Annotated in this window: 15 protein-coding genes; 3 read left to right on the forward strand and 12 right to left on the reverse strand. The window is 64.6% G+C overall.

From position 1 onward, the window contains the following. Positions 1 to 96 precede the first annotated feature (96 nt). The 7 genes from OCL88_RS13865 to xylA all read right to left on the reverse strand — a co-directional run bounded on the left by OCL88_RS13865 (position 97) and on the right by xylA (position 9,016). Complete coding sequence (locus OCL88_RS13865) at positions 97 to 993, reverse strand: aldose 1-epimerase family protein (RefSeq protein WP_264962884.1); 897 nt, start codon at positions 991 to 993, stop codon at positions 97 to 99. Then, a complete protein-coding gene (gene araA / locus OCL88_RS13870; protein ID WP_264962885.1) occupies positions 990 to 2,522 on the reverse strand; it encodes an L-arabinose isomerase in 1,533 nt (510 codons plus the stop codon). Before araA ends, OCL88_RS13865 begins: the two co-directional genes overlap by 4 nt. A gap of 64 nt (positions 2,523 to 2,586) precedes the next feature. Then, on the reverse strand, positions 2,587 to 3,294 hold the full coding sequence (locus OCL88_RS13875) for an L-ribulose-5-phosphate 4-epimerase (protein ID WP_264962886.1): 708 nt from the start codon (positions 3,292 to 3,294) through the stop codon (positions 2,587 to 2,589). Then, a complete protein-coding gene (gene araB / locus OCL88_RS13880; protein ID WP_264962887.1) occupies positions 3,291 to 5,057 on the reverse strand; it encodes a ribulokinase in 1,767 nt (588 codons plus the stop codon). The genes OCL88_RS13875 and araB overlap by 4 nt, the downstream gene beginning before the upstream one ends. A 194-nt stretch (positions 5,058 to 5,251) precedes the next feature. Then, positions 5,252 to 6,241: a LacI family DNA-binding transcriptional regulator gene (locus OCL88_RS13885; protein WP_264962918.1), complete on the reverse strand. Its 990-nt coding sequence runs from the start codon at positions 6,239 to 6,241 to the stop codon at positions 5,252 to 5,254. 69 nt (positions 6,242 to 6,310) lie between these two features. Continuing rightward, the gene (locus tag OCL88_RS13890) at positions 6,311 to 7,735 is read right to left on the reverse strand and encodes a xylulokinase (RefSeq protein ID WP_264962888.1); all 1,425 of its coding nucleotides are present in this window, start codon (positions 7,733 to 7,735) and stop codon (positions 6,311 to 6,313) included. A gap of 93 nt (positions 7,736 to 7,828) precedes the next feature. After that, positions 7,829 to 9,016 carry a xylose isomerase gene (gene xylA / locus OCL88_RS13895; RefSeq protein ID WP_021474150.1) on the reverse strand — a complete coding sequence of 396 codons (1,188 nt, stop codon included), beginning with the start codon at positions 9,014 to 9,016 and terminating at the stop codon, positions 7,829 to 7,831. A gap of 137 nt (positions 9,017 to 9,153) precedes the next feature. Between xylA and OCL88_RS13900 the strand changes: the two genes are divergently transcribed. Both OCL88_RS13900 and OCL88_RS13905 read left to right on the forward strand, forming a co-directional pair. Further along, complete coding sequence (locus tag OCL88_RS13900) at positions 9,154 to 10,365, forward strand: ROK family transcriptional regulator (protein WP_264962889.1); 1,212 nt, start codon at positions 9,154 to 9,156, stop codon at positions 10,363 to 10,365. Positions 10,366 to 10,565: 200 nt separating this feature from the next. Then, complete coding sequence (locus OCL88_RS13905) at positions 10,566 to 11,648, forward strand: YihY/virulence factor BrkB family protein (protein ID WP_264962890.1); 1,083 nt, start codon at positions 10,566 to 10,568, stop codon at positions 11,646 to 11,648. A 48-nt stretch (positions 11,649 to 11,696) separates the two neighbouring features. Here OCL88_RS13905 and OCL88_RS13910 read toward each other — a convergent pair whose 3' ends face one another. The 5 genes from OCL88_RS13910 to OCL88_RS13930 all read right to left on the reverse strand — a co-directional run bounded on the left by OCL88_RS13910 (position 11,697) and on the right by OCL88_RS13930 (position 16,054). Then, a complete protein-coding gene (locus OCL88_RS13910) occupies positions 11,697 to 12,206 on the reverse strand; it encodes a DUF4872 domain-containing protein (RefSeq protein WP_264962919.1) in 510 nt (169 codons plus the stop codon). A gap of 12 nt (positions 12,207 to 12,218) precedes the next feature. Beyond that, positions 12,219 to 12,392: a hypothetical protein gene (locus OCL88_RS13915; RefSeq protein WP_264962891.1), complete on the reverse strand. Its 174-nt coding sequence runs from the start codon at positions 12,390 to 12,392 to the stop codon at positions 12,219 to 12,221. Between the two features lie 442 nt (positions 12,393 to 12,834). Continuing rightward, positions 12,835 to 13,674 (reverse strand): sugar phosphate isomerase/epimerase family protein, encoded by an 840-nt coding sequence (locus tag OCL88_RS13920; protein ID WP_264962892.1) that lies wholly within the window; start codon positions 13,672 to 13,674, stop codon positions 12,835 to 12,837. After that, positions 13,671 to 14,885 carry a dihydrodipicolinate synthase family protein gene (locus OCL88_RS13925; RefSeq protein WP_264962893.1) on the reverse strand — a complete coding sequence of 405 codons (1,215 nt, stop codon included), beginning with the start codon at positions 14,883 to 14,885 and terminating at the stop codon, positions 13,671 to 13,673. Before OCL88_RS13925 ends, OCL88_RS13920 begins: the two co-directional genes overlap by 4 nt. Then, positions 14,885 to 16,054, reverse strand: a complete 1,170-nt coding sequence (locus tag OCL88_RS13930; RefSeq protein WP_166187601.1) for a Gfo/Idh/MocA family protein — start codon at positions 16,052 to 16,054, stop codon at positions 14,885 to 14,887. Before OCL88_RS13930 ends, OCL88_RS13925 begins: the two co-directional genes overlap by 1 nt. A 197-nt stretch (positions 16,055 to 16,251) precedes the next feature. Here OCL88_RS13930 and OCL88_RS13935 point away from each other — a divergent pair, with 197 nt between their 5' ends. Next, positions 16,252 to 17,289: a LacI family DNA-binding transcriptional regulator gene (locus OCL88_RS13935; protein ID WP_166187599.1), complete on the forward strand. Its 1,038-nt coding sequence runs from the start codon at positions 16,252 to 16,254 to the stop codon at positions 17,287 to 17,289. Positions 17,290 to 17,373: the final 84 nt, after the last annotated feature.

Below are 17,373 nucleotides of genomic sequence, written 5' to 3' on the forward strand. Positions count from 1 at the left end.
TCACCGCAGCCTAACCCGCCCCTACTTTCGTATTAGGTCGCATTTGTGCGCGTTTTGAACGTTCAAAACGCGCACAAATGCGACCCAGTTGGGTAGCTATAGGGAGTAGATGCTCCAGGACGCCTCATGCGTTGCGCCGGGTTCCAGACGGATCAGGTCCGTGCCGCTGTTGACGGCATCCGGCGGGCACGTCATGGGCTCCACGGCCAGTCCGATCCGGTTGGGCAGGGGAGCCGGCTTGTCCGCCGTGTGAATCTGCAGCCACGGGCAGCGTTCGTCCCACGCCATTCCGACGCCGGTGCCCGCCGGGTCCCGTAGCGACAGGCGCGCCGACCCGCCGTCGAACGCTATGTCCGTGAACGCGTGGTCAATTTCGGTAGCGCCGATCGCGCGCGGCGAGCGGAAGTCGAACTCATGACCCTCCACCGATGCCAGCTCGACGGGGAGGAGCCGGTCCGGCGTCACCTCAAGGAACGTGGCGGCAGGTACCTCCAGGATCCATTCGTCCAGTGGCGATCTGCCGGCCACCAGGTACGGATGCGGACACACGCCGTAGGGGGCTGCGGACTCCCCGATGTTCGCGGCGCTGACCGTGCTGTGCAGCCCGTTTTCATCCAAGGCGTACTGGGCCGTGAGCTCCAGCACGAAGGGGTAGCCCTCGCTTGGTCCCACCACACACGTCAGGGTGACCGAACCGGCGTCGTGCTCCTTCGCAGCCCAGTCGAGCGGGAAGGCGAGGCCATGCAAAGAAGCGCCACGCTCGGGTTCATTGACGGGGAGCTGGTGGGCGACGCCGTCGAAGGAGTACCGGCCGTCTTCGATCCTGTTGGGCCACGGCGCAGCGATGATCCCGCGGTAATCGGGGATGGGACCACCCTGCGGGAACGGAACCACCAAATCCCGGCCACGGAACTGCAGGACGCGCAGAGCCGCGGCGCGTTCCGTTACGACCGCTTTGTAACCGCCGGCTTCGAGGATGAATTCCGTGCTCACAGGCCGCCTGCCAGTTTGTAGTACGCCGCGTTCCAAGCGAGTTCCTTCTTGAACTGTTTGATGGTGGTGCCTTCGTCGATGGTGAGGAGTTCGGTTTGGGCGATTTCGGCGAAGTCCTCGAACACGTCCATACCTACCTGCGTGGACAATACCGTGTGGTGCGCCGCTCCGGCGGTGAGCCACGCGGCGGCCGAGGTGGCGAAGTCCGGCTTGGGCTCCCACAGCGCGCGGGCCACCGGGAGGTTGGGCAGCGGCTGGTCAAGGTCGACGACGTCCACGGCGTTCGCGACCAGGCGGAACCGGTCGCGCATGTCGGACAGCGCAACGACGACGCCGGACGAGGCATTGGTGTCGAACACCATCCGGACGGGGTCTTCCTTGCCGCCGATCCCCAGCGGGTGGATCTCCACCCGCGGCTTCCTGGCCGTCAACGAGGGGCAAACTTCAAGCATGTGCGCGCCGAGGATCTTTTCGCTGCCCGGTTCCAGGTGGTAGGTGTAGTCCTCCATCAGCGAGGCGCCGCCGGGAAGCCCGGATCCCATGACCTTCGCGGCGCGGACCAGGATGGCGGTCTTCCAGTCGCCCTCTGCCCCGAACCCGTAGCCGTCGGCCATGAGCCGCTGGACTGCCATGCCCGGCAGCTGGCGGAGTTCGCCCAGATCCTCGAAGGAAGTGGTGAACGCGGCCGAGCCGTTGGCTTCCAGGAAGCTCCGCAGGCCAAGTTCAATGCGGGCGCTGTAGCGCAGCGACTCGTGACGGGCACCGCCCTCCTGCAGTTCGGCGGCCACCTCATAAAGGCGCGCATACTCCGCAACCAGGGCGTCGACGTCGGACTCTTCCGCGGTGTGGACAGCGTCGGCGAGTTCGTTGACAGACCAGGTGTTGACCGAGACGCCGAAGCGGAGCTCGGCCTCGGTCTTGTCCCCCTCGGTGACAGCCACGTTGCGCATGTTGTCGCCGAACCTCGTCAGCTTCAGGTTCCGGACCGCGGCCCAACCAGCGGAGGCGCGCTGCCACGCGGCTACCTGGCGTGCCACCTCAGGGTTGGAGACATGCCCGACGACGGTCTTCCGCGGCACGCCGAGACGGGACTGGATATACCCGAATTCGCGGTCGCCGTGGGCTGCCTGGTTGAGGTTCATGAAGTCAAAGTCGATATCCGCCCACGGCAGGTCCCGGTTGGCCTGAGTGTGCAGGTGAAGGAGGGGCTTGCGGAGGGCATCCAAGCCTTGGATCCACATCTTGGCCGGGCTGAACGTGTGCATCCACGCGGTCACGCCGATCACGGAGTCGTCCGAGTTGGCTTCAAGGGCTGTCCGGCGGATGGCGTCCGAGTCGGTGAGGACGGGCTTCCACACGAGCTTGACCGGAACGTTGGCATTCAGGGCGTCGGCAATGTCCCGGGACTGGGCTGCGACCTGCTTGAGGACGTCCTCCCCGTAGAGGTGCTGGCTGCCGGTGAGGAACCAGACTTCGTACTGGTCGAGGGAAGTGCTGTTGGCCGACGTGATGTTGGTGGCTGCGGGCATGGTGGGCTCCTGGGTTTGACGGTTCGTCGGGCCGGCGTGCGGCTCCGGTGTGAAGGATGCCGCGTCAGCGGCCGTAGACGTTCTGGTAGCGGTCGAACAGCGAGGCGATCTTGGCTTCATCAATCGGCAGCGGCTCGCCAAGTTGGCGCGAAACGTGGACGGTCTTGGCCACTTCCTCGCACATCACGGCTGCCTTCACCGCCGCACGGGCGTCCTTGCCGATGGTGAAAGGCCCGTGGTTCTGCATCAGCACCGCGGGGGAGTTCGAATTCTTGAGCGTCTCCACGATTCCCTTGCCAATGGAGTCGTCACCGATCAGCGCAAACGGCCCCACGGGGATGGGACCACCGAATTCGTCCCCCATCATGGTCAGCACGCAGGGGATGTCCTCCCCGCGGGCAGCCCACGCCGTGGCGTAGGTGGAATGCGTGTGGACAACCCCGCCCACCTCGGGCATGTTCCGGTACACGTAAGCATGTGCGGCGGTATCGGAGGACGGCGACAGGGCCGGATTGTGCCAGGTGATCGTTTCACCGGTGCCGGTGGTGATGCTGTTGACCGGCACGCCATGGAGGTCGGTGACCACCATCTGTTCAGGGGTGAGCTCATCATAGGAAACGCCGGACGGTTTGATGACCATGAGCTCGTGGCCGGGAATCCTGCCCGAGACGTTGCCAGCTGTCCACACCACCAGTTGGTAGCGGGTCAGTTCGGTGTGCAGCCCGCAGACTTCCTGCCGGACTGCGGCTATGGTGTCCAAAAGGGAGCTCATGCGGTGGCACCTTCCAGTGCTTGGCTTGCATGGGCTGCGGTGTTCGACGGCGGTGCGTCGCCGGCCCTCGCTGATGCTCCGCCCTTGGATGCGGCTTTCCGTTGGATGGCCTTGAGCCGATGCATCACGTCATTGGTGCCGCGACCGAAGTAGTCATGGAGGGTCCGGTACTCGTTGAACAGTGCCTGGTAGGCCTCGACGTTCTCGGGGATGGGCGTGTACACGGCACCCGGGGCTGCAGCCATGGCCGCGGCGGCTTCACGGATGTCCTTGTACTTGCCCGCAGCCACTGCCGCGTGGATGGCCGAGCCCAGGGCCGGGCCTTGTTCCGAACCGATCGTGGAGAGCTGCAGTCCGGTGACGTCGGCGTAGATCTGCATGAGGAGCTTGTTCTTGAGGAGCCCGCCTGCCACGATGAACTCCTTTACCGGAACGCCGGAGTCACGGAAGGCGTCCACGATTGTCCGGGTGCCGAATGCCGTGGCTTCGAGCAGCGCCCGGTAGGTGTCCTCCGGCTTGGTGGCCAACGTTTGGCCCACAACAACGCCGGACAGTTCGTGATCCACCAGCACCGAGCGGTTACCGGAGTGCCAGTCCAACGCAATCAGGCCGTGCTGGCCGATTTCCTGCCTTCCTGCGAGTTCGGTCAAGTACTCGTGGACGCTGACGCCTTGAGCCGAGGCAGCTTGGTGGTATTCCGGTGGAACGCCGTTCTTGGTGAACCAGCCGAAGATGTCCCCCACACCGGACTGCCCGGCTTCGTAACCCCACAGCCCATCCACGATTCCGCCGTCGACGACTCCGCACATGCCGGGGACCTCACACAAGGCATCCCCGTTCATGACGTGGCACGTCGACGTGCCCATGATGGCCACCAACTGGCCAGGTTCGACCGCATTCGCCGCTGGGGCACAGACATGGGCATCCACGTTGCCAACAGCCACGGCGATCCCGGCGGGTAATCCGGTCCAGGCTGCAGCTTCCTCCGTCAGGGTTCCCGCCGCTTCGCCAAGGCGCCCGATCCGGTGTTCCAGCTTCGCTGACACAAAGTCGCGGAATTCAGGGTTGAGTGCCGTGAGGAAGTCTTCGGACGGGTATTGCCCGTCCTGGAGAATGCCCTTGTACCCGGCCGTGCAGGCGTTCCGAACGTAGGTGCCGCACAGCTGCCAGACGATCCAATCCGCAGCCTCCACCCAGTGGTCCATCACGGCGTAGAGCTCCGGATCTTCTTCCAGCAACTGCAGGCCCTTGGCGAACTCCCATTCGGAGGAAATCAGCCCGCCGTACCGGGGAAGCCATGCTTCCGCCCGCTCTTCCGCAAGCTGGTTTATGCGGTCCGCCTGGGGCTGCGCGGCATGGTGACGCCAGAGCTTGACGTAGGCGTGCGGCCGGTTCGCGAAGCGGTCCAGTTCGTTCAGCGGAGTGCCGTCCGCCGTCGTCGGGACCATGGTGCAGGCCGTGAAGTCAGTGGCGATGCCCACCACGTTTTTTGGATCGATGCCCGCGTCGGCGACGGCGGCAGGTACTGCGTTGCGCAGGACGTCGCGATAGTCGTTGGGCACCTGGAGGGCCCAATCGGCGGGGAGGCGCTCGCCGGTAGCGGGGAGTACCTCGGACACCACGGCGTGCGGATACTCGAAGACGCCGCTGCCGAGTTCCAGCCCGTCTAAGACGCGGACTACTACTGCGCGTCCGGACAGCGTCCCGAAATCGACGCCGATGACGTACTGCTGATCCAAGGGTGAGTTTTCTGCGGGATTCATGGGATTCTCCATCCGGCTGGCCAAGGCCTCGGTGCCGGGGGTCGGGTGAAGTGGGGAGGGGTGAAGGGGCGGACAAAGGGTCTGCTGCAATTGTTAGCGCTAACAACAAGCAAGTCAAGACCCCACCGACCACCGCCCCCATCTAGGTCGCAGCAGTGCGCGTTTTCACGGCTCAAAACGCGCAGTGCTGCGACTCAGTTGGGAGGGGGAGGGGTGGACGTCGTGTTGCGCACCACCAGGCGGGGCCTGACCGTGACCGGGGCGCCGGGTTGGCCCGTCTCCAACCGGTCAAGCAGCAGCGAGATGCAACGCTGGCCGAGTTCTTCGAAGTCCTGCGCCACGGTGGTCAGTGGCGGGATGAAATAGGCGGCCTCGGGCTGGTCGTCAAAGCCCACCACGCTGATGTCCTCCGGTACCCGCACTCCGGCTTCGTGGAAAGCGCGCAGCACGCCCAGAGCCATTTGGTCGTTGGCGACGAAGAGGGCCGTGATGGAGCGTTCCGCAGCGATTTCGAGGCCCTGCCGGTAGCCGCATTCGGCTGTCCAGTCGCCCTCGATCAACGGTGCAGGGTCCAGTCCGGCTGCGGCTACCGCATCACGCCAACCCTCGATGCGGGCCGCCGCATCAATCCAACCGGCAGGCCCGGAGAGGTGGCCGATTTTTCGGTGTCCGAGGCTCACGAGGTGTTCCACCACCAGGCGCGCGCCCTCCTGCTGATCCACCGCAGCTCCCGTGAGCTGTTCATCGCCCGCTGCTCCCACGGCCACCAAAGGGACCTGCGTGGTGATGTCCTTGAGGACATCGAATGTTCCGGGATGGGGGACGGTGACTACGATGCCATCCACGCCTTGGTCCATGAAGTGGGCTACGGCGTCCTTGATGGACTCCGGGGTCACGTCCCGCAGCCCGGCGACACTGACGAAGTAGCCCGCATCCCTTGCCGCCTGCTGGAGGCCGAGCAGTGTGTGCGACGGCCCGTACTGGGCAAGTTCGCTGCCCAACACACCAATGGTCTGGGACCGGCGTGTCACCAAACTGCGGGCAGCGGTGTTCCGCCGGTACCCGAGCTCGGTGATCGCCTGCTCGACGCGCTCTTTGGTTTTCGCGCTGACGTTCGGGTGGTTGTTCAGGACCCGGGAAACTGTTTGGTGGGAAACGCCGGCCACGCGGGCGACGTCTTCCATGACCGGAGGCCGACTGGGGGCGGATTGTTCGGGGCTCACCCTGTCACGATAGAGCACCGGCAACGCCGATCAGTGGTTGGCTGCCTTCGCGGCGTAATGACGGTACCTGGCCAGGAACTCCGGGTCCGGGGAACCGGCGGCAACGTTGGTTCCCTTCATTTGCCAGTCCGGAAGCTCTCCGGTGAGGACTCCGGCGGCCTGACGTGCTGCGCCGTCGGCGACGTACTCTCCCGGTTCCGGCACGGACACCGGCAGCCCGAACGCCGCGGCGGCCACCTGCTGCACGGCCTCGGATTGCGCGCCTCCGCCCACCAAGATGACCCGCCGGGCGGCCACGCCTTGCGTCTGAAGCGCGGCAAGGCCGTCCGCCAGCGAACACAGGACACCCTCGACGGCGGCGCGCGCCAGGTTCGCGGGCGTGTAGTTGGACACCGTAAGCCCATGGAGGGAGCCGGTGGCATTGGGAAGGTTCGGAGTGCGTTCACCCTGAAAATAAGGAATGAGCGTCAGGCCGCCGGCACCCTCCGGAGCGGACATTGCCAGCCGGCCCAGTTCGGCAAGGTTGACCCCGAGCAACGATGCGGTGACATCGAAGATCCTGGTGGCGTTGAGGGTGCAGGCGAGGGGTAGGTAGTTGCCTGAGGCGTCGGCGAACCCCGCCACCAGGCCGCTGGCGTCCTTGGCCGGAACATCGGATACGGCAAAGACTGTCCCGGAGGTGCCGATCGACACCACAACATCTCCGACGGCGGCGCTGACGCCGAGTCCCGCTGCGGCGTTGTCCCCGGCGCCGGGTCCGATCAGGGCGCCGGCGGGAGTCTTGCCGCCCGCTTCCAGTGGTCCAAGGACTACGGGCAGCAGGGGCACATGACCCAGCGTGTTCTCAAGGACCTGCGGCAGGTATTCATTGCGTTCGGTGCAGAAGTAGCCTGTCCCGGAAGCATCGGAGCGGTCTGTGCGGAGCAGGCGCAGCGACTCGAGACCCGATCCCGGACCGTGACCGGCAAGCCGCCACGACAACCAGTCATGCGGCAGGCAAACCGCAGCGGTGCGTCGGGCATTTTCCGGCTCGATGCGTGCAAGCCAGCGCAGCTTGGTGGCTGTCAGGGATGCTACCGGGACAGTTCCGGTGAGCGCGGCCCACTGCGCTGCGCCGCCAACCGGATCTCCTTCGCCTGCCTCCATAACCATGGCTTCGGCGTCGGGAGCGGAGCGCGTGTCATTCCACAGAAGCGCCGGCCGCACCACCTCGCCGGACTCGTCGAGGCACACCATGCCGTGTTGCTGGCCGCCTACGGAAACGGCATCGACGTCGTCCAAGCAGCCCGCTTGGGCAATGGCTTCCTGCAGCGCGTTCCACCAATGGTCGGGGTGGACTTCGGTGCCTTCCGGGTGGGCTGCGCGGCCCTGGCGCACCAGGGCGCCGGTTGCTGCGTCCCTGATGACCACCTTGCAGGACTGTGTGGAACTGTCGATCCCGGCGACGAGGGGCATGGCTCTCTTATCTTTCGTGTAAATGGATCGGGTGCGGCGGCCGGCGCCGGGGTCAAAGCCGGACCGGCCACCGCACCTTCACTATGGAATGAATCAGCGGGCGCCGAGGAGGTGCTCGATGGCCAACTGGTTCAGCCTGATGAAGGCGAAGGAACGCTCCGCAGCCTTGTTGGCGTCGAAGGACTCGAAGGCTGATGCGTCAGCCAGGAGGTCCGCGGTGGTCTCGCCGGCGGCCAGGGTGGATTCGCCGAGTTCGAACACGCCGGAGGTTGCGAGTGCTTCCTGGACTTCGGGGTCCGCGCGGAAGGCGACGGCACGTTCCTTGAGGAGCAGGTACATGGCCATGTTGGACTTGGCCGACTCCCAGACGCCGTCGTAACCGTCGGTGCGTGAGGGCTTGTAATCAAAGTGACGGGGGCCGTCGTACTTGGGTCCGCCGTTCGGGAAGCCGTTCTCCAGGAGGTCGACGGTGAAGAAGGCGCTGGTGAGGTCGCCGTGGCCGAACACCAGGTCCTGGTCGTACTTGATGCCGCGCTGGCCGTTGAGGTCAATGTGGAAGAGCTTGCCGGCCCACAGTGCCTGGGCGATTCCGTGGGTGAAGTTCAGGCCTGCCATTTGCTCGTGGCCGGTCTCCGGGTTGAGGCCGACAATGTCGCCGTGTTCCAGCTGGGCAATAAATGCCAGGGCGTGGCCTACGGTCGGGAGGAAAATGTCGCCCCGGGGCTCGTTCGGCTTGGGTTCCAGCGCGATGCGCAGGCCATAGCCCTTCTCCTTGATGTAGCCCGCAGCGGTGTCCACGCCTTCCTTCATGCGGTCCAGCGCTGCGGAAAGGTCCTTGGAGCCGTCGTACTCGCTGCCTTCGCGGCCGCCCCACATGACGAACGTTTCTGCGCCGAGCTCAGCGGCGAGATCGATGTTCCGCAGGACCTTGCTCAGGGCGTAGCGGCGGATGGAGCGGTCGTTTGACGTGAAGCCGCCGTCCTTGAAGACAGGGTGGCTGAACAGGTTGGTGGTGACCATGGGCACCTTGAGTCCCGTTTCTGCGAGGGCACCCTTGAAGTTCTTGAGGATGAGGTCGCGTTCCGACGCGGTGGCGTCGAACGGGACCAGATCGTTGTCATGGAACGTAATGCCATAGGCGCCAAGCTCACTCAGCTTGTGGACGGCTTCCACCGGGTCCAGCGCCTCGCGGGTGGGAACACCGAATGGATCATTGCCTGTCCAGCCAACAGTCCAGAGGCCAAAGGTAAAACGATCCTGGGGTGTGGGTTGCGGGGACATTCTTGCTCCTTTGCAATGCGTGGACGGAGGCATCTGAGAAAAGCACTCCAATTAGTTTTCAATCTGAACTATATGGGTGATGATGGATCATGGTCAATGGAGTCCGACGAGAAACTTTCAAGCCGCGAGGAAGTCCCATGCCAGTGAATGAGAACGCCGCGCCAGGGCGGGTGGGTGACGTCCGCCGTCGTAATCTTTCGCTGGTCCTGGACTCCATAGCCCGGACGGGAGACGCCAAGCCAAGCCGGGCGCAGTTGGCTGCGGCAACCGGCCTCACCAAGGCGGCCGTGTCCAGCCTGGTCGCGGAGTTGGTGGAATCCGGGCTTGTTTCCGTGGTGGGCCTCTACCGGGACGGCGAACGCGGCCGGCCAGGCCAGGGCCTGGAGCTCAGCCCCAGGCGGGGCGTGGTGGGCATGGAAATCAACGTGGACTATCTCGCGGTGGGGCTGGTGGACCTCGGGGGAAACCTCCGCTTCACCACCACTGTGGAGTCGCACAACCGCGATCTCAAACCCGGCGAGGTCATGGCCAAGCTCGCGGAACTTGCCGGCGAGGCGAAGGATGCCGCGGCTGCCCAGGACATAGCCATCCTGGGTGGCGGGCTTGCCGTTCCGGGCCTCGTGGATGAGGCCCGCAGTGTTGTCCTGTCCGCTCCCAACTTGCATTGGGAGCATGAGCAATTGAACGTGGACACGCTGCTGGGTGATGTGCCGCTGGGTGTCCGGTTGTCCAATGAGGCCAACAGCGCTGCCTTGGGCGAGCTTTGGTACGGAGCGGGCCAGTCTGATTTCCTCTACGTCTCCGGCGAAGTAGGCGTAGGTGGCGGCGTCATCATCGGCTCCGGGCTCTACACGGGCCCCGGCGGTTCGGCCGGGGAGCTCGGCCATATTGTGGTGCACCCGGAGGGGTCCGGCTGTTCCTGCGGCGGCGTGGGATGCCTGGAAACTTTCGCGGGCCAGGAGGCTGTGTTCGAGGCTGCCGGGATTGCCCCCGGTCCACTCTCCGGACGGACGGCAGCTTTGCTGGCCGCCTTGGCGGACAAGGAGCCGCGCGCCGTCAAAGCAGTGGACGACGCCGGAAAGTACTTGGGCGTCGCGCTCGCCTCATCAGCCCGGTTGATGGATATTGAAGCCGTGGTCCTGGGCGGTCACTTCGCCGAACTCGCCGAGTGGCTGCGTCCCGCGGTGTTGGCCAGCGTGGAGCGCCACGCCCCGGGCCTTGTACGCCCCGAAGACCTTAAAGTGTCCGGTCTCAAGCACGCCGGTACCTTGCTTGGAGCTGCCGGGCAGGTGATCCGCTCCGTCATCGCGTCGCCACTGGGCCTGGTGGTGGCGGACCGCACCGCATAGGACGGCCCGGCAGGCTTAGGTCGGCCCGTGAGGGCGGGCCAGCCGGCGTGGGTCGGCCGGCTTGGCGCAGCCCGTGCAGCGGAAGCCGGCCCGTGGGCGCCGGCCTGATTGGGGCAACGGACTTCCCTTCTGATAATCAGCATGCTTAGTATTATTAGGTCAGTTGTTCGCGCAAGCTATCCCCCACGGACAGGTGCCTCATGAGTACTAGCGAAACCGATAAGACCAGCACCGCGAAGGCGGCTACAGCCCCTTCTCCCGAGGACTCCCGGAAGCCGGACAGTCCCAACGACCTCGTGAAGCCCACCTGGAAGTACATTGCCAAGCGCACGCTGCGTGAGTTCACCAAGGACCAGTGCCCCGACGCGGCAGCAGGGTTGACCTACTACGCCGTCCTTTCCATGTTCCCGGCGCTGCTCGCCCTGGTTTCCCTGATCGGCATCTTTGGCGATGCCGGGAAGACCACCGGGGCGCTTCTGGACATCGTCCAGCAATTCGCGCCGGGTCCGGGGGTGGACGCGATGCGCCAGCCCATCGAAGAACTGACGAAATCCAACACCGCAGGCTTGGCCTTGGTCTTCGGTATCTTGGTGGCCTTGTGGTCAGCCTCCGGCTACACCACGGCCTTTAGCCGGGCTATGAACCGCGTGTACGAGGTGGACGAAGGCCGCGGCTTCGTCAAGCTGCGCGGCACCATGCTCGCCGTGACCGTTGTGGCCGTGGTTGGCGCTGCCCTGGTGGCGGCCATGCTTGTCCTCAGCGGCCCGGTGGCTGAAGCCGTGGGCGGGGCCATCGGAATGTCGGAGTCGTTCCTGACCATCTGGAACATTGCCAAGTGGCCGGTCCTGATCCTGATCGTCGTTGCCATCATCGCGGTGCTTTACTACTTCACTCCCAACGTGAAGCAGCCCAAGTTCCGCTGGATGAGCATGGGCTCCCTGATCGCCCTGGTGATCTTTGCCCTGGCCTCGCTTGGCTTTGGGTTCTATGTTGCCAACTTCAGCAACTACAACAAGACCTATGGCGCCCTGGCGGGTGTGATCATCATGCTGCTGTGGCTCTGGATCCTGAACATGTCCCTCCTGTTCGGTGCCGAGTTCGACGCCGAGATGGAGCGGGGCCGTCAGTTGCAGGGCGGCATCGAAGCCGAAGAGACCATTCAACTGCCTCCGCGCGACACCAAGAAGAGCGACAAGATGCAGGAAAAGGAAGACGAATTGGTGCGCAGCGGTGAGGAAATCCGTGAAACCCAGAGCGACGAATCCGATGAACGCAGAGCATAGGAAGCTCAAGTCCACGCCCTGGATAAGGGCCGCAGTTTCGAAGTGGAGTTACAAGCGTCCGACGGCGGACTGGTCACCTTCATTGGCGTGCCGGGAGCTCGGCTCGCGGTCACCACGGCGGACCGGTAAGGTACCCTCAGCTGCGCCCCGCAACAATACGGCGGCAGCGAACTCATCCGTCGCCAGATACTCCAGTTGTGAAGCCATGGATCCGAAGAGTTCCCTCACTGACTCCGACGGGCAATTCGGATCGATGGAATCAGCGAAGCTGTCCCACACCACCCCCAAAGCCTGATACTTCCGGGCTACGTCTTCACAGGGGAGCCCGCATCCTGTGGCTGCCTCCCCAAGGAAATCTGCGTAGAGGGGTCGAAGGGCTCCGGAACCGGACCATTCATCCCCGGCCAGAAATTCCTGGACCTGCGTCAGGGCCTGCCGGCGGCGATGGTCATCGGCAAAGAGTGTGGCCCAACCCTTCTTGGTGCGCGTGTCCCGAAGCCTTTCGACCCACAAATTCATACCGCTGACACCGAAGTCTCCTGCCTTTGCCGTCGCCAGGTAAACCCGGCATCAGGCTTCCGCGGGAAAACCTTGATCAGCGTCATCCCACCAGCCCTCCCAGGCACTGGAGGTGAGGCGTTCCGTCGTAAAGGCAGGAGCGGGTTCGCTGGTGGAATCGTCGGACGGCCCGCTGTGGCTGCCGCTGGCATCGAGGAAGAAATTGAGGGTCTTCAAGAGCATCATGGTGGTGTCCTTTCAGTGGTTTCGTGGACGTCTTTGTCCAGATGGAACCAGCGTAGGTGGCCATTGTTTCCTCGCATCGACGCAATGTTTCAGCTATGTACCACTTACCTCACCTGCCTGTTCCAAGGAACATAGCGGACACAAACAGTACGCGACGGCGGCACTCTCCTGGGGGCCGTCGTCGGGGCTTTTCATGTGGTTGCCCGGGTTGGGTGTGTACCGTCGCCACCTGCTTTGGAGCCCAGCCTCGTCAGATACGCCGTCTTTTGCGGTGTGTCTGTTGGTTTCCGACTCAAAGTGGGTGGCGGCCGCACACCTCCAACGGCGGCGGCATCCGGGGCGCGCGAAAGAGCGGGCCCCCGCCGTGACCTTGGCAGGAGCCCGCTGGCTTTTGGAGCGATCCTCCCGCGGGGCTTAGGGCATCCGCGGGAGGATCACGTGGTTACGCGTACGGAAGCACGAGCTCCGCGTAGCGCTGCTTCATGGTTTCCAGGACCTCGTCCCCGTCCGCATCCCAAATCTCCTGGTTGAAGATTTCCACCTCGATGTCACCCGTGTATCCGGCGTCCCTGACCCAGGTGCCGATGGTCGCGAAGTCGATGACGCCGTCGCCCATCATTCCGCGCGACAGTAGCGCGTCGGCGGCGATCGGCAGGTTGAAGTCGCACACCTGGTAGGAAGCAATGCGGTTTTCGCGGCCGGCGCGTTCGATCTGCGCCTTCAGCTCCGGATCCCACCAGACATGGAAGGTGTCGACGGCGACGCCCACCGCCTTAGCGTCGTATGGCGCGGCAAGATCCAAGGCCTGGCCGAGGGTGGAAATGAGTGCCCGGTCCGCTGCGTACATGGGGTGCAGGGGTTCCAGCACCAGGCGCACGCCGTTTTCCGAGGCGAAGGGAACCAGTTCCTCGAGTCGGTCCGCGACGCGCTGGCGGGCAGCCACCACGTCCTTCTCCCCGGGTGCGAGCCCGCCGACTACCAGGAACAGCTCCCGGGTATCCAGTGCCACGGCCTCGCGGACAGCCTCGAAGTTGTCGGCCAGTGCTGCTGCCTGGCCCTCGGGATCGGCTGCCGTGAGGAAACCGCCGCGGCACAGTGATGAGACCCGAAGACCGGCGTCTTTGATCAGCTTGGCTGCCTTGTCCAGGCCCGCTTCCGCAACGCGGTCACGCCACGGGCCGATGGCCGGGATGCCCGCCCGTGCGCAACCGTCGACTGCTTCCGCGAGCGTCCACTTCTTGGTGGTGGCGCTGTTGAGGGAAAGACGCGAGAAGTCGCTCATGCGGCCACCCCGTTGATCCGCAGGTAATCGGACATACGGAAGGCTGCCAGGGACGGGTCCTTCAAGAGCCCGGCCTTGTCTGCCAGCTCGAAGGTCTTCGCGAGGTGCAGCACGGAACGTCCGGAGTGCAGTCCGCCCACCATCTGGAAGCCGGGCTGTTTGCCGTTGAGCCAGGACAGGAAGGCGATTCCGGTCTTGTAGTAGAACGTCGGTGCGCTGAAGATGTGCTTGCCGAGTTCGCGCGTCGAGTCAAGGATGGCGCGCCCCTCTGCACCGTTGCCGGCGTCGTACTTCTGGAGGGCGACCGAGGCGGCCGGATAGATGGCCGCGAAGATGCCCAGCAGGGCGTCCGAGTGGTGGGTGGCGTCGCCGTCGATCAATTCCGGGTAGTTGAAGTCGTCACCCGTGTAGAGGCGCACGCCTTCCGGAAGGGCTGCACGGAGGCCAACCTCATGGGAAGCATCCAGCAGGGAAACCTTCACGCCGTCCACCTTGTCCGCGTGTTCGCGGATCAGGCTGAGGAACGTTTCGGTAGCCAAGGAAACGTCGTCCGAGCCCCAATAGCCGGCCAGTGCGGGATCGAACATGGTGCCCAGCCAGTGCAGGATGACCGGCTGTTCGACTTCCTGGAGGAGCGTGGAGTAGACGTGCAGGTAATCGTCGGCGCTGGTGGCCACTTTGGCCAGCGCGCGGGATGCCATCAGGATCACCTTGGGACCGGCTTCGCTGACGACGGCGATCTGCTCGCGGTAGGCCTCGATCACGGCTTTGATGCCGGCTGCGCCGTCCGGAAGGGTGGCGATGTCCAGCTGATCGGTGCCCGCGCCGCAGGACACGAGGTCACGCACGGACTTTCCGGCGATTGCGGCGTTGTTGCCGCCCACCACCGAGGCGGCCTCGGCTCCGGTGCGCTTGATCAGTTGCTGGGTTGCGGCCCAGTCCAGGCCCATGCCGCGTTGAGCGGTGTCCATGGCATCGGCAACGCCCAGGCCGTAGGACCATAGTTCATGCCGGTAGGCAAGCGTGGCTTCCCAGTCGAGCTGGGCCGGGGCGCCGGGGGTGTTGTCAGCAGCGACCTCGGGGATGACGTGGGCTGCGGCATAAGCGCGCCGTGCGGTCAGGGGAGCAGCGGGTTTGGCCCATGAGGTGGCCGCCTGAAGGCGGTATTCGCGGGTACCGCCGTCGTCGGTGGGGAGGATAAGGGACGTCATTAGAGGCTGATCTCCGGGATGTCGATGGTGCGGCGCTCGGCCGAGGACTGAAGGCCGAGTTCGGCCAGCTGCACTCCGCGGGCGGCGGAAAGCAGGCCGAAACGGTGCTCGCGTCCCGCTACGACGTCGCGCAGGAACTCTTCCCACTGCAACTTGAAGCCGTTGTCCAGTTCGGCGTTGGCGGGGACTTCCTGCCACTGGCTGCGGAAGGATTCGGTGACGGGAAGGTCCGGGTTCCAGACGGGCTTGGGGGTGTGGGCGCGCTGCTGCGCGACGCACTTGTTCAAACCTGCGACGGCGGAACCGTGCGTGCCGTCGATCTGGAACTCAACCAGTTCGTCGCGGTACACGCGCACGGCCCAGGAAGAGTTGATCTGGCCGATGACGTCGTCGCCGCCCGGGGTCTCCAGCTCGAAAATGCCGTAAGAAGCGTCATCAGCCGTTGCCTTGTACTCCTTGCCGGCTTCGTCCCAGCGGGTGGGGATGTGCGTGGCGGTCTTGGCGTTGACGCTCTTGACCTTGCCGATGATGCCTTCAAGGACGTAGTTCCAGTGGCAGAACATGTCCGTGGTCATTCCACCGCCGTCTTCCTTGCGGTAGTTCCAGGACGGGCGCTGTGCTGCCTGAACGTCACCTTCAAAGACCCAGTAGCCGAACTCGCCGCGGATGGAGAGGATGCGGCCAAAGAACCCTTCATCAACCAGGCGGCGCAGCTTCACCAGTCCCGGGAGGTACAGCTTGTCGTGGACAACGCCTGCCGTGACGCCGGCTTCCTTGCCGATCCTGGCCAGTTCGATGGCTTCTTCAAGCGTTTCGGCCGTGGGCTTTTCAGTGAAGATGTGCTTGCCAGCCTGCATGGCCTTCTTCAGTGTGGCTGCGCGGAGGCTGGTCATGGAGGCATCGAAGATGATGTCCACGGTGGGATCGTTGATCACGGCGTCGAGGTCCGTTGTCCACTCGGAAACCTTGTGCAGCTCGGCGAGTTCACGGATCTTGGCTTCGTTTCGGCCCACCAGGATGGGCTCCACCTGGACCTTGGTGCCGTCCTCCAGGGTGAAGCCGCCCGCGTCACGAATGGGGAGGATGGAACGCAGCAAGTGCTGGCGGTATCCCATTCGGCCGGTGATGCCGTTCATGGCGATGCGGATCGTCTTTGTTTCGAAGCCCATGTTTTCTCCAGGTGCCTTAAGTTGCCTGCCGCGACGGTGCGGGCAGTGGATGTCTGCAGGATGGGAAAGCGCATTCCCACTGAATCGATAATGCCTTATGGCGCGGCTGCTTGGCAAGCGCTTTCCGGGAATTGGAGGAATGCTGCCATAATTTCCCTAGCGCCAGTCCCGGGCGCACGCAGAGAAGGAGGGCCGCCGTGGCCGCCAGCACACTGAGCGAAGTAGCGCGCCTGGCAGGGGTTTCCCTGGCAACGGCGTCGCGCGTCCTGAACGGATCCTCCCGCAAGCCGGCGGAGGACATCGCCGACCGGGTTCGCCAGGCTGCGGACAAGCTCGGTTATGTCCCCAACGCGCAGGCCCAGGCGCTGGCCAAGTCCAGCTCGGGTTTGATCGGCCTCATCGTGCACGACATTGCCGACCCCTATTTCTCGGCGATTGCCCGCGGAGTACAGGGCGCGGCCCGCGAGCAAAACCGCATGGTCCTGCTGGCCAGCACCTCCGGATCGCCCGCAGAAGAACGTGAAGCAGTGGCCGCGTTTGCGGCGCGGCGGGCTGATTCGATCGTGATCGCCGGTTCACGCTCTGCCCGGGACGAAGACGCTCTGGCCAATGCCGGGCTCGCCGCGGAATTGGACCGCTATTGCCGCAATGGTGGCCATGTAGGGGTGGTGGGCCATCCCGTGGTGGGTGCTTCAACAACCGAGGGCTACCGCGTAGTGGAGGTACCCAACGAAGAACTCGCTGCCGACCTGGCCCGGGAACTTGCAGGCTCCCACGACGCTGGGTTCGTGGTGGTGGCGGGACCGGAAGGGCTCTTTACCTCGGACGACCGTGTCCGCGGATTTCAGCGTGGACTTGCGGAAGCCGGCAGGCCTGCCGCCGAGGTTATCCGGACCGGCTTCAACCGTGCAGGTGGTTACGACGCCGGGCTGGCGTTGGCCGAACGGATCACCTCAGCCAAGGACCGGCTCTGCATTTTCGCTGTCAACGACGTCATGGCCATTGGCGTTACCGCGGCCCTCCGTTCCAAGGGGGTGTGGATCCCGAGGGACGCCACCATTGCCGGGTTCGACGACATTGAAACCCTCCGCGACTTCCGTCCGGCCCTGTCCACCGTGTTCCTGCCGTTGGAGGAGATCGGACGCCTGGCTGCCGGTGCAACGGAAGGCGGTTCTGTCACAGGGTCCGTCAAGCTTCGACGCAGCACTGAGGTCCCTGCCGGCGACCCCGCCTGAGGTCGGCCGGGCGATGCTTTTTACCGCGTTCGCCGGAAACCTGCAATGACACCCCAAGCTTTCCCACGAACCGCAGCGTTGCGG

It is taken from the genome of Paenarthrobacter sp. PAE-2 (assembly GCF_026013155.1).
GTDB classification, from domain to species: Bacteria; Actinomycetota; Actinomycetes; order Actinomycetales; family Micrococcaceae; genus Arthrobacter; species Arthrobacter ureafaciens.

Bases quoted from the DNA above. Each gene is read 5' to 3' on its own strand.
- araA (WP_264962885.1), bottom strand. From the start codon at position 2,522: ATGCCCGCAGCCACCAACATCACGTCGGCCAACAGCACTTCCCTCGAC.
- OCL88_RS13875 (WP_264962886.1), bottom strand. From the start codon at position 3,294: ATGAGCTCCCTTTTGGACACCATAGCCGCAGTCCGGCAGGAAGTCTGC.
- araB (WP_264962887.1), bottom strand. From the start codon at position 5,057: ATGAATCCCGCAGAAAACTCACCCTTGGATCAGCAGTACGTCATCGGC.
- OCL88_RS13885 (WP_264962918.1), bottom strand. From the start codon at position 6,241: ATGGAAGACGTCGCCCGCGTGGCCGGCGTTTCCCACCAAACAGTTTCC.
- OCL88_RS13890 (WP_264962888.1), bottom strand. From the start codon at position 7,735: ATGCCCCTCGTCGCCGGGATCGACAGTTCCACACAGTCCTGCAAGGTG.
- xylA (WP_021474150.1), bottom strand. From the start codon at position 9,016: ATGTCCCCGCAACCCACACCCCAGGATCGTTTTACCTTTGGCCTCTGG.
- OCL88_RS13900 (WP_264962889.1), top strand. From the start codon at position 9,154: ATGCCAGTGAATGAGAACGCCGCGCCAGGGCGGGTGGGTGACGTCCGC.
- OCL88_RS13905 (WP_264962890.1), top strand. From the start codon at position 10,566: ATGAGTACTAGCGAAACCGATAAGACCAGCACCGCGAAGGCGGCTACA.
- OCL88_RS13915 (WP_264962891.1), bottom strand. From the start codon at position 12,392: ATGATGCTCTTGAAGACCCTCAATTTCTTCCTCGATGCCAGCGGCAGC.
- OCL88_RS13920 (WP_264962892.1), bottom strand. From the start codon at position 13,674: ATGAGCGACTTCTCGCGTCTTTCCCTCAACAGCGCCACCACCAAGAAG.
- OCL88_RS13925 (WP_264962893.1), bottom strand. From the start codon at position 14,885: ATGACGTCCCTTATCCTCCCCACCGACGACGGCGGTACCCGCGAATAC.
- OCL88_RS13930 (WP_166187601.1), bottom strand. From the start codon at position 16,054: ATGGGCTTCGAAACAAAGACGATCCGCATCGCCATGAACGGCATCACC.